12 protein-coding genes are annotated in these 16,855 nt (G+C 60.1%); 3 read left to right on the forward strand and 9 right to left on the reverse strand.

What is annotated here, in order from left to right; translation table 11 throughout:
* Window positions 1–70 precede the first annotated feature (70 nt).
* Window positions 71–466 (reverse strand): Imm50 family immunity protein, encoded by a 396-nt coding sequence (locus QRN33_RS02345; protein WP_083353235.1) that lies wholly within the window; start codon window positions 464–466, stop codon window positions 71–73.
* Window positions 463–5,256: an RHS repeat-associated core domain-containing protein gene (locus QRN33_RS26590; protein ID WP_350310274.1), complete on the reverse strand. Its 4,794-nt coding sequence runs from the start codon at window positions 5,254–5,256 to the stop codon at window positions 463–465. Before QRN33_RS26590 ends, QRN33_RS02345 begins: the two co-directional genes overlap by 4 nt.
* 240 nt (window positions 5,257–5,496) lie before the next feature.
* On the opposite strand from QRN33_RS26590, the gene QRN33_RS02365 reads away from it, so the two are divergent.
* A complete protein-coding gene (locus QRN33_RS02365; protein ID WP_285406623.1) occupies window positions 5,497–6,192 on the forward strand; it encodes an HAD-IA family hydrolase in 696 nt (231 codons plus the stop codon).
* Between the two features lie 63 nt (window positions 6,193–6,255).
* Here the strand turns inward: QRN33_RS02365 and QRN33_RS02370 are convergent, their stop codons facing one another.
* Entirely contained in the window at window positions 6,256–7,002 is a 747-nt protein-coding gene (locus tag QRN33_RS02370) for a 3-oxoacyl-ACP reductase family protein (protein WP_064362882.1), read from the reverse strand.
* A gap of 125 nt (window positions 7,003–7,127) precedes the next feature.
* Between QRN33_RS02370 and QRN33_RS02375 the strand changes: the two genes are divergently transcribed.
* Entirely contained in the window at window positions 7,128–8,051 is a 924-nt protein-coding gene (locus QRN33_RS02375; protein ID WP_123418800.1) for a LysR family transcriptional regulator, read from the forward strand.
* A gap of 106 nt (window positions 8,052–8,157) precedes the next feature.
* Here the strand turns inward: QRN33_RS02375 and QRN33_RS02380 are convergent, their stop codons facing one another.
* The 3 genes from QRN33_RS02380 to QRN33_RS02390 all read right to left on the reverse strand — a co-directional run bounded on the left by QRN33_RS02380 (window position 8,158) and on the right by QRN33_RS02390 (window position 11,795).
* Complete coding sequence (locus QRN33_RS02380; protein ID WP_285406628.1) at window positions 8,158–8,886, reverse strand: aspartate/glutamate racemase family protein; 729 nt, start codon at window positions 8,884–8,886, stop codon at window positions 8,158–8,160.
* A 54-nt stretch (window positions 8,887–8,940) separates the two neighbouring features.
* Window positions 8,941–10,479, reverse strand: coding sequence for an NCS1 family nucleobase:cation symporter-1 (locus QRN33_RS02385; RefSeq protein WP_285406630.1), 1,539 nt, complete (start codon window positions 10,477–10,479; stop codon window positions 8,941–8,943).
* Between the two features lie 575 nt (window positions 10,480–11,054).
* On the reverse strand, window positions 11,055–11,795 hold the full coding sequence (locus QRN33_RS02390; RefSeq protein WP_073473953.1) for a phosphoadenylyl-sulfate reductase: 741 nt from the start codon (window positions 11,793–11,795) through the stop codon (window positions 11,055–11,057).
* A gap of 164 nt (window positions 11,796–11,959) precedes the next feature.
* Between QRN33_RS02390 and thrH the strand changes: the two genes are divergently transcribed.
* The gene (gene thrH / locus QRN33_RS02395) at window positions 11,960–12,577 is read left to right on the forward strand and encodes a bifunctional phosphoserine phosphatase/homoserine phosphotransferase ThrH (RefSeq protein WP_285406632.1); all 618 of its coding nucleotides are present in this window, start codon (window positions 11,960–11,962) and stop codon (window positions 12,575–12,577) included.
* Window positions 12,578–12,671: 94 nt separating this feature from the next.
* Here the strand turns inward: thrH and pabB are convergent, their stop codons facing one another.
* The 3 genes from pabB to rloB form a co-directional block, all read right to left on the reverse strand.
* Window positions 12,672–14,015 (reverse strand): aminodeoxychorismate synthase component I, encoded by a 1,344-nt coding sequence (gene pabB / locus QRN33_RS02400; RefSeq protein ID WP_285406634.1) that lies wholly within the window; start codon window positions 14,013–14,015, stop codon window positions 12,672–12,674.
* Window positions 14,016–14,328: 313 nt separating this feature from the next.
* Window positions 14,329–15,315: an alpha-L-glutamate ligase-like protein gene (locus QRN33_RS02405; RefSeq protein ID WP_285406636.1), complete on the reverse strand. Its 987-nt coding sequence runs from the start codon at window positions 15,313–15,315 to the stop codon at window positions 14,329–14,331.
* Complete coding sequence (gene rloB / locus QRN33_RS02410) at window positions 15,315–16,850, reverse strand: osmotic stress tolerance membrane protein RloB (RefSeq protein WP_064362871.1); 1,536 nt, start codon at window positions 16,848–16,850, stop codon at window positions 15,315–15,317. The genes QRN33_RS02405 and rloB overlap by 1 nt, the downstream gene beginning before the upstream one ends.
* Window positions 16,851–16,855 lie beyond the last annotated feature (5 nt).

Below are 16,855 nucleotides of genomic sequence, written 5' to 3' on the forward strand. Positions count from 1 at the left end.
AGGAAGCCTTTGATCAAGTCCTCAAGAGACAAAATGTCACCTGCAAAAAAGCTTTTGATTATTGAAGGCTCTAGAAAGGTGATTCTGTCAAGTACACACTTGGCTCTCTCAACCTTAATGATGATGTAGTGAATTTTAACTCTGACGACTTGGATGTGGCGGAAACAGAGTACCTATCCCCAATGAGTTGGATGGATAGGTTTAATGTTTCTTGCGTCGGGATGTTGGATGTTGTCAAACCTCTGACTTCACTGCACGTTATTCCGATCCGGCAAGCGTTGTATCCTATTAGATCCCATTTCTTCGGAGGGGTATCTGGGGTTTCCCTGATGTCAAATGCCAAGGTCAGCGTTGAAAGGTTATTGTCTATGTTCAGAGCGAATAACTTAATCTCTGAGATAGGTATAGGTCTGCTGAATACCATGTTAAACAGTTTGCTGCCCTCTATGTCGTTCCAGTTTTTCATGGTGATCTCCTGAATGGGTAATGATCGCTTGTGTTTTTTACCTTGCCGTTCCGCCTGTCATCTGCAGGTCGCACATTTATGTGAGGTCCTTGATCTCCCCGGTTATTTATGTCCCCGTATTTATGGCCCGCGGAATGATTTTGGAGGATCAATATAAACCCATCCTCTCTGGTGTATTTATATTCTCTAGTTATGATTGGCATTCCACTACTGTCCAGGATGTTATTGCCTTTCCTATCCGTCATGTTGGCATAAGTAAATTGCTTCTGCTTGCCGCTGACCTCATCGATTTGAATGTCGGGCTGCTGCACTTTTGGTACTCCCGAATCAAGTTTTGCCTGCCTAAACGCGCCTCGCCGAGAAACCAGCGGGGGCTCGACTTCATTAGGTTTTGGACAGCCGATTGTTTTTCGGCCTTTTGGAGGGCAATTCGAGGTCAACCCCAACGGATCCACCCATCCCGTCGGATTCGGCACGTACTGGTACTGGTTCAATCCACCCGCCAGCTTCACCGGGTCCGGCGTCAGATACCGTCCCAACCTCGGGTCGTAATACCGATGGCGGTTGTAGTGCAGGCCGCTTTCAACATCGAAGTACTGCCCCTGAAAACGCAGCGGCTGGTCGAGGTAGTCTTCGCCGGCGAGGGTGACGGCGGCGACTTTGCCGTAGGCGTCGTATTGCGCGGACCAGACGATTTCGCCGCTGTAGTCGGTGAGTTCCTGCGGGGTGCCGAGGTGGTCGAGTTGGTAGTAGAACGGGCAGGCTTTTTTCGGGCCTTTGCCGTCGAGCAGTGCCAGCGGGCGGAAGGTGCCGGGTTCGTAGAGGAAGCTGCGGTATTGCGTCGCGCTGCTTTCGGCGACGAGGTGCTCGCCTTGCCAGAAGAACTCGGTGACGGCTCCGTCGATGGTTTTGCGGATGCGCCGGCCGAAGGCGTCGTATTGGTAAGTGGCGGTCTGGCCGTCGGGGCGGGTCAGGCCGATGAGGCGGTGCTGGCAGTCGTAGCGGTATTCGGTGACGAGGGTCTGGCCGTGGCCTCGGCGTTCGCGGATCAGGTTGCCGAAGGCGTCGTAGTCGTAATGACGGTCGCCCTGCATCAGCAGGCGATTGCCCTTGATCTGCACAGGACCGGGGCGGTCCTGCATCAGCAGGTTGCCGGCCGGGTCGTGGGCGAAGGATTCGGGCAGTTCGTCGCGCGAATGGCGTACGCGAATCAATCGGTCGAGGGCGTCGTAGCCGTAGGTGCGCTGGCCGTGGCGACTGTCGGCAATGTGCTCGAGATTGCCGTTGGCGCTGTAGGCATAATCGCGGCGGTACAGCGAGGCGCCGCGATGGCCTACGGCGTGGGCAAGTAGTCGGCCCTGATCGTCGTAGGAGTATTCGCTGAGCAGCAGGCCCTGCTGACGTTGCTGCTCGCGACCGGACTGGTAGACGTGGCGCGTGAGCGGCGTGCCGTTGAGGTCAATGGCCGACAGCGCCCCGCCCTTGGCGTAGTGATAATCGAGCTTGCTGTTGTCCGGCAGGCGCAGACGTTTGAGCTGACCGCAGGCGTCATAGGCGTAGCGCAAGGTGCCCCAGCCCTGGTGCTCGGTGATCAAGCGGTCCTGACGGTCGTACTCGAAGGCCAGCGGATGGTTCTGCCCGTCATCGACGGCAACCAAGCGGCCGAGGCGGTCGTAGTCATAACGCACCTTGATCCCGTCGGGCAGGGTTTTGACGAGCAAACGTCCGGCCTTGTCGCGCTGGTAGTGGGTGATCAGCGATAAACCCTGCTCGCCGAACTCGGTCTTCTCCAGCAGATGGCCATTGAGGTCGTAGGCGTACGCGGTACGCCGCCCATCAAAACCGGCCTCCTGTCGGATCAATCCGGTCGGCGTGTAATCCAGGCGGTATTTTTCCCCCGACTCGTTTTCGATCTCGGTCAGCAGCAACCGCGCATGGTCATAGCGGTACTGCACGCGGGTGCCGTCGGGGTTGATGCGCCGCGAGACCAGGTGCAGGTCGTCGTCATATTCGTAGCGGGTGATGCGCCCCAGTTCATCGCGCTCGGCGGTGATCTGGCCGTAGGCGCCGTAGCTGTAGGCGCGGGTGCTGCCCGTCGGAGAAGTCGTCAGGATCAGTCGGCCGGCGGCGTCCCACTGCTGACGGCTGACGACACCAAATTCGTCCTGGGTGGTAATCCGCCGGCCCAGCGCATCGTAGGAAAAACGCCGCACGCCACCGTCCGGCAGGGTTTCTTCGATGAGCTGGCCGAGCTCGTTCCACACCCAGCGATGGCGGCTGCTGTCCGGATAGCGCAGCGACAACAACTGGCCGCGCAGGTTGTAGTAGTAATGGGTGACCTGACCGTCAGGATCGACCGCTTCGGTGACCGCACCTTCGGCGTTGCGCCGATAGATCCACACCGCGTCGCCTCGGCAACGCTTGTAGAGAAAACCGTTGCGGTACTCGTAGGACGTTGGCGCCTCGTCCGGTGGAATCAGCGCGATCAGCCGTCCGACCTCGTCGTAGCGGTACTCGGTGACGGCCCCCAAAGCATCCTGCTCGGCGACCAAGCGGCCCTGCTCGTCATAGGCCTTGAGCTGCTCGCCGCCATCGGCCGCGACCTGACGCACCAGCCGCGCGCGCTCGTCGTGGACGTAGACTTCTTCGGTGCCGTCGACGTAATGCACGGTCACGCTGGCGTCGTCATCGTTCCAGACGTAGCGGGTGTTCATCTGCGAGAACGAGGCCCAATGCCGCACGCAACGCGCCGCCTTGCCCTCGCGTTGCCACTCCCAGAAAAAGCTCGCCCCACCGGTCAGCTGGCGCTGAAGGATGACGTGGTGGTCGTCGTAGTCGTAGCGCTCGCTGTCGCCCACCGCGTTGGTCGCGGTCAGCAGCCGTTGCCGGGCATCGAAGCGGTAGGTGGCAAGGTTCTGCTGGGTGCTCCACTCACCCTGCACGAACACCTGATAATCGACCGCCACCAGTTGCGCCCGGTCATAACGCAACAGCAGCGAGCGGCCGGCGCCGTTGTCCAGACGCTGAATGCGGTCGGAGCGATCGCGTTGCAGGGTCAGACGATTGCCGTAGACGTCGCTGATCGCGGTCAGCCGGCCGGCGCGAAAGTGATAGAACCGCGCGCTGTCGCCGGCCATGGCGAGGATCAGTTCTTCAGGTTCATCACCGAGAAAGATCGCCGCCCGCGACAGGCTGTTATGAATTGTTGGCCGTGCGACATTGGGCAGAGGAAAGCGGGTGCGGCGGTTCTCGTGGTCGATCCAGATCACGCCGTCGCCGTCGAAGGCCAGCCGATGGGCCAGGGTATGGCTCCAGCCGAAACCCAGGCCGATGTCGATCTCGACGGCGCTGCTGCGGTACAAGCGGGTGAACTCGAAGGGCAGTACGCCATCGAGCACCGCGTCGGTCAGAGTCAGCAGTTCTTCGCCGGTGACCATCGACACCGGACAGCCGTTGGTGCAGGTGTTGGGCACGCAGTCGGCGGCATCACCGTTGGGGTTTTTCGCCTGGTCGGGGACGTCGTCGTGGGGCTCGTGGCGTTCAAGACGCGCCATGCTTTGGGTTTTTCCCCGCGCGAGGGTTGCCGGATTCGGCACGCTCAACACCGCCGTGTCGGTCTGGCGAATGTTCAGCGGAATCGACGGGGTCGGCTTCAGCTCAACCTCGCGGGCATGAAACATCAGCGGTTTCAGCGTGCTCGCGTGCTGCTTGAGTTCCGGCGTCGAGGTCAGTTCAGCCAAGCGTAAAGCAGAAGCTGCCAGCCATTCCCGCGCCCGTGGCGACTTTATCCTGGCCAATACCTTGCTGCTCAGACCCAGCGATACGCCGGCACCGCCCGCCAGGCGCATCAACAGGAAACTGATCAGCAACTCTGTGCGGACTTCGGCAACCACTTCGGCGAGGTATTGCGGCGGCAGCATCTTCAGCCAACTGGTGAACGCGGCCAGATGAATGAACAGCAACGGCTCGTCGCTGAGCATCAACAAGGCGTTGGCAATCGCCTCGCTGGAAGCGGCCAGCAGCGCCTCAAGCTCGACTTCGCTCAGGTATTCCAGGAGTTTTTCGCTGTGCGCCTGCAGATCGGCGAGGAGGGCAAACAGCTGTTGGATGTCATCCCAGACCCCGTTCAGGGCTTTTTCCAGACCGCGCCAGTCGGCCCGTTGCAATTGCCCGTAACGATCAAGAAAACCGGCGCTGGAAAACTCCATCCATGGCGGCTGGAAGCCTGTCCATTCGCCGCGCAGCCAGTTTTCCAGACCGGCGATGACACCTTCATAAGAGGCATACAGCGCGCGGACATGGGCGGTGGAAACATCGGGGAAGAAGGTGATGCGGTAGCGCTGGCCGCGCGTGCAATCGGTCACCTCGAGAATCCCGCTCGGGCCGATCGTATGGCGCGGTGGTTCGCCGAAGGTCTGCACGCCGTCGACTTCGCTGAGCAGCGGTTCGAGGGTTACCGGGGTGTCGCCGATCGGCACAAAGCGCGCCGCTTCAAACATGTGTACCAAGGTCAACGGACCGCTGGCCGGACACATGACCACCGATGAACTGATGGGTGCGCGCGAGGTAATCGGCGCGCTCAGTTGCACGTCATTGCCAACCTTGAACACCTGCTCGATGTCCAGCGCCGTCCCGCTCCAGAACTGCTCGGCCCAGGTCTCGTAGGTGTTCAGGCACAGGCGGAACTCATCGATCAGCGCTTCGAAATCTGGCTGCTGGGGATTCAGGGCGGCCACCACCAGCAGTCCGATGCTGTTGTTCAGGGCCAGTAGCCGATCGGGTTGAAACATTCGCAGTCGCTCGCGCATAGGAAGAAACGGGAGCGCGGACTTTGCGGGGGATCAAAAAGGAAAGAAGTCGGGGAAGTAGGCAGTGTCTGTAGGATGTTTCGCTAAATGCGAAGAGCGCGTCGACGGGATTGCCCGTTGCTCAATGTCCATCGGCCTCGCTATGCTGCTGAACCCATTAATCAGATCCGCGTTGCGGCACGTTGCCTGTCGCCCGGGATGTCTTTGTTAACGGATCCGATGATGAATGCACCGCTGAAGACGTTCGGCCCGATCAAGGCCGTGATATTCGATATGGACGGTTTGCTGCTCGACACCGAGGGCATTTACACCGAGGTCACCTCGATGATTGTCGGGCGCTACGGGAAAATCTTTGACTGGAGCATCAAGCAGAACATCATTGGTCGCGGTGCCAATGACCTGGCCAATTACGTTGTGCAGGCGCTGGAGCTACCGATTACCCCGGAAGAATTCCTGCAGATCCGCGAGCCGCTGATGCGCGAGCGTTTCCCCAAGGCGCAGGCGATGCCGGGGGCCGAAGCGCTGGTGCGTCATCTCAAGGCGCATAACATCCCGATCGCGGTCGGCACCAGTTCGTCACGGCAGTCGTTCGGGCAGAAAACCACTTTGCATCGCGACTGGTTCGCGCTGTTCGATTTCATCGTCACGGCGGACGATCCGGAAGTCGGCGCGGCCAAACCGGCGCCGGACATCTTCCTTACCGCCGCCCGGCGACTGGGCGTTGCGCCCAGGGATTGTCTGGTGTTCGAGGATTCACCGTTTGGCGTCACTGCGGCGAAAGCGGCAGGCATGACCGCAATCGCCATCCCCGACGCCGCGATGGCCGATGAGAAATATGCTCACGCTGACGGCATTCTTCGCTCGCTGAAAGACTTCAGGCCAAGCGCTTTTGGCCTGCCGACGCTGGAACTGGCCTGATCGCCCAGATAAAAACGCCGCCCTTCCCAAGAAAGAAGGGCGGCGTTTTTTCTTGCGGGGCTGTCAGGCGCCGAAACCGCCGTCGATGGTCAGGCTGGCACCGGTGATGTAGCCGGCTTCCGGCCCGGCGAGGTAGGCGACGAAGCTGGCGATTTCATCGGCAGTGCCGTAACGACCCACGGCCATCAGCGGGATCAGGCTCTCGGCGAAGTCGCCATGGGCCGGGTTCATGTCGGTGTCGACCGGGCCAGGTTGCACGTTATTGATGGTGATGCCCCGTGGACCGAGGTCGCGGGCCAGACCTTTGGTCAGGCCGACCAGTGCCGATTTGCTCATCGCGTACACGCCGCCACCGCCGAAGGGCATGCGGTCGGCGTTGGTGCTGCCGATGTTGATGATCCGCGAGCCTTCGCCCATGTGCTTCGCCGCTTCCTGCGAAGCGATGAACACGCTGCGCACGTTGATGGCCAGGGTCTGATCGAAGTCTTCCAGTTTAAAATCTTCCAGCGGCGCGATGGCCAGCACGCCGGCGTTGTTGACGAGAATGTCCAGACGCCCAAACGCTTCGACCGTGGCGCTGACTGCCTGGCGGATCGCGCCGGCATCGGCGCTGTCGGCCTTGATCGCCAAGGCCTTGCCGCCGTTGCCAGTGATGCTGTTCTGCAGTTCTTCGGCTTTTGCGGCGGAGCTGACATAAGTGAAAGCGACGGCGGCGCCTTCAGCGGCCAAACGTTTGACGATGGCCGCGCCGATGCCGCGCGAACCGCCTTGAATCAGAGCGACTTTGCCGCTGAGGTGTTGAGTGGTCATGTTCGATCTCCAAGTGTTCAAGGCGGAATGCCTTGGTGTTGGTGCCGAGTATCGGCGTGGCATCGACAACCGGGTAGACCATGATTGCTATAGTCTGTGTAAACCAGAAGTTTATAGTGGTGATCATGGAAACGTTCAGCAGTATCGAATGCTTTGTGCGCAGCGCCGAGGTCGGCAGCTTTGCCGAAGCCGCGCGGCGCTTGAGCCTCACCCCGGCGGCGGTAGGCAAAAGTGTGGCGAAACTGGAAGCGCGGCTTGGCGTGCGGCTGTTCCAGCGTAGTACACGCAGCCTGACGTTGACCGAAGCGGGGCAGCTGTTTTTGAGTGAGGTCAGCGCCAGCCTGACCACCATCCAGAATGCCGTTGCCAATCTGGCCAGCGCTGGAGGGCAGCCGGCCGGGACGCTGAAAGTGAGCATGGGCACGGTGTTCGGCCGTCTGTATATCGTGCCGCTGCTCGGCGAATTCTTGCGGCGTTATCCGGCGATCAACCCGGACTGGCATTTCGATAACCGTCAGGTCGACCTCATTGCGCAGGGCTTCGACGCGGCGATTGGCGGCGGCTTCGAACTGCCACAAGGCGTGGTTGCGCGCAGACTGACGCCGGCGCATCGGGTGCTGGTGGCGTCGCAGGATTACCTGCAAAAATATGCGCCGATCAGCCATCCCGATGATCTCAAGCAACACGACGGCATCCTGATCCGCTCACCGCAGACCGGGCGCGTGCGCTCCTGGCAACTCACCCACCGCGATCAGCAACACAGCCCGCTGACGTTGCGGGCGCGGATGACCATGAGCGATTCCGAGGCCGCGTGCGCGACGGCGATGCAAGGTTTGGGCATTGCGCTGGTGAGCATGCCGTTTGCGGTCCCGTACCTTCAGGCGGGGACATTGCAGCGGGTGCTGCCGGACTGGTTTGTCGATGACGGCAACATTTCGATCTATTACGCCGAGCACAAATTGTTGCCGGGCAAGACCCGGGCGTTTGTTGATTTTGTGATCGAGCAGTTTGTTGAGCAGGGACTGGCGCGGCGGTTTAGTGCTGTCTGAGCCAGGCGTCAAACCGAGTTGCGGCTATCGCGAGCAGGCTCACTCCTACAATTGGAATGCGTTCCTCTGTAGGAGTGAGCCTGCTCGCGATGAACGATAACGCGGTCTATCGAGCAAACCGCTGCGCCCAGCCAATAATGTTCTTCGGCCGTGGCGTCGCATAAGTGCGCACCTTCGACGTCGACAACTTCAAGCGCACCAGCGATTCGGCAATCGTCACCGCCGCCGTAACCCCGTCCACCACCGGCACGCCGGTGCGTCGGCGAATCTGCTCGTCCAGTCCGGCCATGCCGCCGCAGCCCAGGCAAATCACCTCGGCCTTGTCCTGTGTAACCGCCAATTCCGCCTGCTGCACGATCGCTTCCAGTGCGCGCTGCGGTTCATGTTCCAGCTCGAGAACCGCCAGACCACTGGCGCGCACCGAGGCACAGCGATCCCACAGGCCGGACAATTTCAGCCTGTCCTCGATCAACGGCACGGTGCGATCCAGCGTGGTCACCACTGAATAGGCATGGCCGAGAAACATCGCTGTACTGGCCGCCGCATCGGTGATGTCCACCACCGGGACGTTGAGCAATTCCTGTAAGCCTTCGCGGCCATGCTCGCCGTAGCCGGCCTGGATCACGGCATCGAACGGTTGATCGTAAGCCATCACCCGGTCCATCACGGCGATGGCGGCCAGGTAGCTTTCGAAATTGCCTTCGATCGATTCGGCGCCGAAGTACGGCGTGAGGCCGACGATTTCGGTACCGGGGGAGGCGACGGCCTGCGCCGAGCGGGCGATGGCCTCGGTGATGGATTCGGTGGTGTTGACGTTGACCACGAGAATACGCATGGAAAATCCTTATTGCGGGCAGTGGTGCGGCCCGAAAACCGGGCCGCGAAGGGATCAGTGGCTGACGTTATCCACAGCGATGCATTCGCCGCTGACGTCGGCGTAATGCGTCTGGCGTTTGGCGATGATCAGGTAAAGCATGCCGGCGATGCCGGCACCGATCAGCCAGGAGAACGGCGAAACGCTGTGGAAACCGGGCACCAGCGCCAGGACGATGGCGATCAGCGCTGCAGGAATAAACGCCGCCACCGCGCGGAAATTGATGCCTCGGCTGTAGTAATAAGCGCCATCGGGGTCTTCGCTGTAGAGCTGCGGCACATTGATCCGGCCTTTGCGAATCAGCCAGTAGTCGACCATGATCACCCCGTACAGCGGACCGAGCAGGGCGCCGAGGCCCGACAGGAAATAAACGATCACCAGCGGGCTGTTGTAGAGATTCCACGGCAGGATCAGCACGGCGATGGTCGCGCTGATCAGCCCGGCGCGGCGGAACGTCAGGTATTTCGGCGCGAGGTTGCTGAGGACGAATGCCGGAGCGACGAAGTTGGCCATGATGTTCACCGCGACGGTGACGATCAGAAAGGCCAGACAGCCGAGCACCAGAAAGAAGGTGTTGGGGATCGAGGCGATGATCTCGGTCGGGCTTTCGATGATTCGCCCGTTGATCTGGAACTGCGCGCCACAGAGCAGCACGGTAATCGCCGCGAAGACCAGAATGTTCACCGGCAAGCCCCAGAAATTTCCCACTTTGATGGTCTTGCGGCACGGCGAAGAACGGGCGAAGTCACAGAAGTTGAGGATCAGCGTGCCGTAGATCGCCAGCCACAACGCGCCGCCGGCAAAAATGTTGCGCCACATCTCGGCACCCGTCAGCGGCTCGCGGATCGACCAGGCGATGGTCGCGTTGGCCTGGAAATACATCCACGCGGCGAGCGCGGCGACCGTCAGCAGAATCACCGGCCCGGCAAACGCCTCGTAACGGCGCACCATCTCCATGCCGTAGGCGAGGATCGCCAGTTGCACCAGCCAGATCGCCACGAAGCACACCCAGCCCAGGCTCGACAGGCCGAGAATCGAGTTGTGATCGTATTCGGCGAAGCCCGGATGCACGGCGGTCAGCAGGACGCGGAAGACCACCGAGGCGAGGTACGTCTGAATGCCGAACCAGGCGATGGCGATAACCGCCCTGATCAATGCAGGAATTTGCGCACCATGGATGCCGAAACTGATCCGGCTGATCACCGGAAATGGCACCCCGGTTTTCTGCCCCATGTAGCCGGACAGGTTCATGAAGAAGTACACCAGCGCCGCGCCGATCCCCAGCGACAGCAGGATTTGCCAGCCGCCCAGGCCCAAGGCGTACAGGCCGATGGCGAACGAGTAGTTGGCAATGTTGTGCACGTCATTCGTCCACAGGGCGAAGATGCTGTACTGGCCCCAGCGCCGGCCCTCGGCTTTGGTCGGCGCCAGATCGCTGTTGTGCAGACGCGGGCTCAGTTGCAGAGGCTCGCTCAGTCCGTCGTGGGGCAACGGTCGGTCGAGCGTGGAGGAGGGCAGATTCAGCGCGATGTTATTCGAAAGACTTGTACGCATTCCGGCAGGCTCCTGACGTTCACCGCCGCGATGACTGTGCATGAGCACTCAGGCTCGACAAATCTTCGGCGCGGCGGTGAAACCATCACTAATTACGGGGCATCTGCAGCCTGTACGGGATAGGGCGCTTCAGGCTTGCGGATCGAAAGTGTGCATGTTCTGCAGTTTTGTATACAAAACATGCATGCGATAAAGCCAGATTTGTGCCAGATGCAGATCTAGCGGTAGCGCGGCTCATTTCGAATAGTTATCGATGGGTCATAAGTCGCTGAAAAAACGGCGATATAAATTGATCGACTGGACAGGTATTTTTTTCAGAGGAGGGATTTTGCAGAAAGGCAGGCAGAGGGGATTCTGTTGGGGAATGTAACTTTTCAGGGCGTGAAAACTGAAAGTGCACACATAAATGGCACCGATGGTGACATTTCTGTGTACACCTTTTTTCGAGTTGCATCAGATAACTGTAGGAGTGAGCCTGCTCGCGATAGCGGTGTGTCAGCCAATAAATTCTTCGACTGATATACCGCTATCGCGAGCAGGCTCACTCCTACAAGGGGACTTCATTCAGCAGGGGATCAAACCTTGCTCTTGCTGATGATATTCCCCGCATGCAGCCCGCATTCTTTCTGCGTGGCTTCTTCCCACCACCAGCGACCTTCGCGCTCGTGCTGGTTCGGCAGCACCGGGCGGGTGCAGGGTTCGCAGCCGATACTGATGAATCCGCGCTCGTGCAAGCTGTTGTACGGCAGTTCGAGCATGCGGATGTAACCCCAGATCTCTTCGCTGGTCATCTGCGCCAGCGGGTTGAATTTGTACAGGGTGCGTTCCGGTGTCGAGAATGCCGTGTCGATTTCCAGTACTGCCACAGCGCTGCGAGTGCCCGGGCTCTGATCGCGGCGCTGGCCGGTCGCCCAGGCCTTGACGTCGGACAGCTTGCGCCGCAGCGGCTCGATCTTGCGGATGCCGCAGCATTCGCCATGGCCGTCCTTGTAGAAACTGAACAGGCCTTTTTCCTTCACGAACGGTTCGAGTTTCGTGTAGTCCGGCGAGACGATTTCGATGTCGATCTGGTAATGCTCGCGCACCTGCTCAATGAAGCGGTAGGTCTCCGGATGCAGGCGACCGGTGTCGAGGCTGAACACTTTGACGTTCTTGTTCAGCTTCCACGCCATGTCCACCAACACCACGTCCTCGGCGCCGCTGAAAGATATCCACAAGTCATCGCCGAACTCGGCAAAGGCGAGTTTGAGGATGTCCTGCGCGGATTTGTTGGCATAGGTCGTGGCGAGTTCCACGACGTCGAACGTTGGGCTCATCAGGGCGGCTTCCTACAGGTCAGTGGCGCTCGGGCGCTCTATAGGGGGCCGATGGTAACAAAAAGCTGCCGCGCCCGGGGCGTCCTCTGCGTTGCGCGCCTGATGTTCAAAGGCTAGAGTTCGGCCTCGCTCGGCCCAATAATCACTACAAACGGGAGTGTCCTGTGGAAATTGCTTGCCTGGATCTTGAAGGGGTACTGGTACCGGAAATCTGGATCGCCTTCGCCGAAAAAACCGGGATCGACTCCCTCAAGGCCACCACCCGGGACATCCCCGATTACGACGTATTGATGAAGCAACGCCTGCGCATCCTCGATGAGCACGGCTTGAAGCTCTCGGACATTCAGGAAGTGATCGCCACGCTGAAACCGCTGGACGGCGCGGTGGAGTTCGTCAATTGGTTGCGCGAGCGTTTCCAGGTGGTGATTCTCTCGGACACTTTTTATGAGTTCTCGCAGCCGCTGATGCGCCAGCTGGGCTTCCCGACTCTGCTTTGCCATCGCTTGATCACTGACGAAACCGGGCGGGTGACCAGCTATCAGTTGCGTCAGAAAGATCCCAAGCGTCAGTCGGTGCTGGCGTTCAAGAGCCTGTATTACCGGGTGATTGCGGCGGGCGATTCGTACAACGACACGACGATGTTGGGCGAGGCGGATGCAGGGATTCTGTTTCACGCGCCGGACAACGTGATTCGCGAGTTCCCGCAGTTCCCGCCGGTGCATACATTTGAAGAGTTGAAGCAGGAATTTCTCAAGGCTTCAAACCGCGACCTGAACTTGTAAACCAATCCCTGTAGGAGCTGCCGAAGGCTGCGATCTCTGCTTTTAAAGACCAAAAGATCGCAGCCTTCCGCAGCTCCTACAGGGGGTGTGTCATTCAGAGGTTTTGCAGGGTATCGAGCAGGATCCGCACTTTGGTCATCGACTCTTGATACTCCGCCTGCCAGTCCGAGTCGGCGACAATCCCGCCGCCGCCCCAGCAGCACACCTGTCCATCCTTGACCAACAGACTGCGAATGGCGATGGAGCTGTCCATCTCACCGCGCACGTCCAGGTACAGCAACGATCCGCAATACAAACCGCGCCGGGTCGGCTCCAGCTCGTCGATGATCTGCATCGCCCGAATCTTCGGGGCGCCGGTGATCGACCCGCCGGGGAAGCTGCCGGCGATAAGATCCAGCGCATCACGCTCTGCCGCCAGTTCACCGGTCACACTGCTGACCAGGTGATGCACATTCGGATAGCTCTCCAGACTGAACAGCTCCGGCACGCGCACCGAGCCGATGCGGCAGGTGCGCCCGAGGTCGTTGCGCAGCAGGTCGACGATCATCAGGTTTTCCGCGCGATCCTTGGGGCTGGCCAACAGTTCGGCGGCGTTGGCGGCGTCTTCGGCTGGGGTCAGGCCGCGGGGGCGGGTGCCTTTGATCGGACGGGTTTCGACCTGGCGCTGACTGACTCTGACGAAGCGCTCTGGTGACAGGCTAAGCACCGCGCCAGCGTCGGGCAGGCTCTGGAAACCGGAGAACGGCGTCGGGCAGGCCTGGCGTAATGCGCAATAAGCCAGCCAGGGATCGCCCTGGCATTCCGCGCGGAAGCGTTGCGCGAAATTGACCTGATAGCAGTCGCCAGCCTGGATGTAATTCTGAATACGCTCGAATGCCTGGCGGTAATCGTCAGCCGAGAGATCGGCCGTCATTGGCTGGTTGAGTTTGAACGGGGTCAGCGCCTCAGCTGTGGGCCGGGTGAACAGGATGACCAGTCGCTGCCGTTCACTGTCAGCAAGCGATGGATGAAAGACCAATTGGCTGGTTTGCGCGTGGTGATCGCTGATCAGCGCCCATTCATACAAGCCGAAGCGCGCATCGGGTAACTGCAGGTCATCCAGCGCCTCGCTTGGCAGGTTTTCCAGATGCCGGCCGAAGTCGTAGCTCAAATAACCGATCAGTCCGCCGGCGAACGGCAATTCGTACCCGGCAGGCAATTGTGCCTCACCCAAACGGCTGAGGTTGTCGCGCAGGCGCTGCAGGAAGTGCGCACCGCTTTCGTCCGGCAATACCGCCAGTTGTTCCAGCGGCCAGGCGCTGAGCAAGTCATAACGGCCGCGTTCGGCGCTCGGCCGGCCGCTGTCGAGCAGCACGGCGCCGGGGGCGTTGCGGATGGCCGCGAAATAGTCGGCGGGATTGGCGCGGTAGGGCAGCGGATGTACGGAACAGGTCAACATGGGCGGGGCAGATCGGCCGTTGAGGCGGGGTGGGGATTGTAGTCCTCTCGCTGGCCAGATCAAAGTCAAAAGCCTACCCCCTCACCCCAGCCCTCTCCCCCAAGGGGGCGAGGGGTAAAGGGAGCCGATCTTCTTGCTTTTCAAGATCCGAGTTCCGCTCGTTATTCCGCAAAAGGGAGCCGATCTTCACGCTTTTCAAAGCCTGAGTTCGACTCAAGACGTTCAGGTCGGCGTGTCTCGCCTAGACACCCCGGTCAGTCCCCTCTCCCTCTGGGAGAGGGTTAGGGTGAGGGGCTTTTGACTTTTAGCTTTGTCAGCCCTCGACCGCAGGAATATGCCCAAACATTTCCTGAGTAAACGCCACCCGCTCCTCAGCCGATTCCGTCACGCCACTCGCCTTCAGCTCTTCCAGTCGCGCCTCCACCGCATGGGTGCGCAAAGTCAGTCCGCAATCGTTGGCAATCTGGATATTCAGCCCCGGCCGCGCATTCAGCTCCAGAATCAGCGGGCCTTTTTCCTGATCGAGCACCATGTCCACGCCGATGTAACCCAGCCCGCACAGCTCATAGCAGCCGGCGGCGAGTTTCATGAAACCATCCCAGTAGGGCAGTTGCACGCCGTCCACCGCGTTGGTGGTGTCGGGGTGTTTGGTGATGATGTTGTTCAGCCAGGTGCCGCGCAGCGTAAGGCCGGTCGCCAGATCCACACCAACGCCGATGGCGCCCTGGTGCAGGTTGGCCTTGCCGCCAGACTGGCGGGTCGGCAGACGCAACATCGCCATCACCGGGTAACCCATCAGCACGATGATGCGGATGTCCGGCACGCCTTCGTAGCTGATGCTTTTGAAGATCTGGTCCGGGGTCACGCGGTATTCGATCAGCGCGCGGTCGCGGTGGCCGCCCAGCGAGTACAGGCCGGTGAGGATGCTCGAGATGTGGTGCTCCAGCTCTTCGTGGGCGAGGATCTTGCCCGACACCGTGCGATAACGGCCTTCGAACCGGTCGGCGATGACGATGATGCCGTCGCCGCCTGCACCCTGGGCCGGTTTGATCACGAAGTCGCTGCGCCCGCCAATGATCTCGTCGAGCTTGTCGATTTCCTTCTCGGTGGAGATCACCCCGTACAGCTCCGGCACATGGATGCCGGCGGCGATGGCGCGTTCCTTGGTGAGGATCTTGTCATCGACGATGGGGTACAGGCTGCGCTTGTTGTACTTGAGCACGTAGTCCGCATTTCTGCGATTGATGCCCATGATGCCGCGCGCCTCGAGGGCCTTCCAGGTCTTCCAGAAACCGAACATCAGGCGTCAGCCTTCTTCAGGAAGGCCTTGAAACGCACCAGTTCGGTCAGGCGGTAGCCGCGATAGCGACCCATCGCCAGCATGAAGCCGACCAGAATCAGCAGGATCGCCGGGAACGTGAAGACGAAGTACACCAGCTCCGGGACGGTCATGATCAGGTGCGCCAGGGAGGCGGCGAACAGCGTACCGATCGCGACTTTCAGCGCATGGTTGGCGCCGCGTTCTTCCCAGGTGATCGACAGGCGTTCGATGGTCATGGTCAGAATCACCATCGGGAACAGCGCCACCGACAAGCCGCGTTCAAGCCCCAGCTTGTGGCTGAACAGACTGATCGCCGCGATCAACACCACGACAAAGGTCAGCACCACCGACAGGCGCGGCAGCATTTGCAACTTCAGATGTTCGAGATACGAGCGCAGCGACAGGCCCAGCGCGGTGATCACCGTGAACAGCAGAATACCGAAGCCCAGCTGCGTTTCGCGGAAGGCGAGGGCGATCAGCACCGGGGTGAACGTGCCCAGGGTCTGCAGGCCGATCAGGTTGCGCAGGATCAGGATCACCAGCACGCCGATCGGGATCATCACCATGATCATGAAGGTTTGCTGGGTCTGCAGGGGCAAGCCGTACAGCGAGTAATCGAGGAAGCTGGCGTCAGTGTTTTCGTCGGTCAGCTTGGCCAGACGGATCGCATTCATCTCGCTGTTGTTGAGGCTGAAGGTCACGTTGGCTTTCTTGCCGCCGTCGACGGTGATCAGGTTTTCGTCACCGGTCCACCACAGCAAGCGATCGGTCGGCAGGCCTTGCTCGCCGGTTTCCGGGTTGAAGTACAGCCAGTCGTTGCCGTTGAAGCTGCGCAGCCACAGTTCGGGTGTTTGTGGCTGATCGGCAACGAGGCGGATGGTGTGGACTTTCTCTACCGGGACGTGGGCAATGGACAACAGCAATTCAACAATTTTGGCTTTGTGCGAGGTCGACGGATCGCCGGCCAGCAGCAACTTCACATTATCGTCGTTGACGTTGTTGACCCGCTTGATCGCCTCGCCAATAAAGGTTTCGACGTCGGCCGAGTGTTGGCGGATCGGCGCGAGCAGGGCTTCGGCGGCGATTTTTTCCGGGCCTTCGATGACCATGCTGTCGCGGAAGGTCGGGCCTTTGACCTTGGATTTTTCTGCGGTATAGCGCTTGGTCAACACCAGGCGGTAATACAAGGTCTGGTTGCCCTTGGCACGCCGGGCCGACCAGGTCACCTTGCGGTTGCCGTCGACGCGGTTCACCGCGACCCCGTAGTTATTGGAGATGAAGCTTTCGTTGAGGCTGACGTAATCGCGGCTCAACGGCGGCACGAACATCTGGATTTTCACCGGATCCTTGGTACTGGCAACGAACTCGACCTTGGCGTCGATGTTCCACAGGTCGTCGGTGGCGTCTTCGGTCACCGGGATGCCGAGCACGAAAATCTGATAGGCCGTAACCGAAACGCCCAGCAGCACCAGCACGGCGATCAGGATTTTCAGGTGGAAGGTTAGAGAACGCATGGAAA

This window comes from Pseudomonas sp. FR229a (assembly GCF_030209115.1).
In the GTDB taxonomy this organism is placed as follows: domain Bacteria; phylum Pseudomonadota; class Gammaproteobacteria; order Pseudomonadales; family Pseudomonadaceae; genus Aquipseudomonas; species Aquipseudomonas moraviensis_A.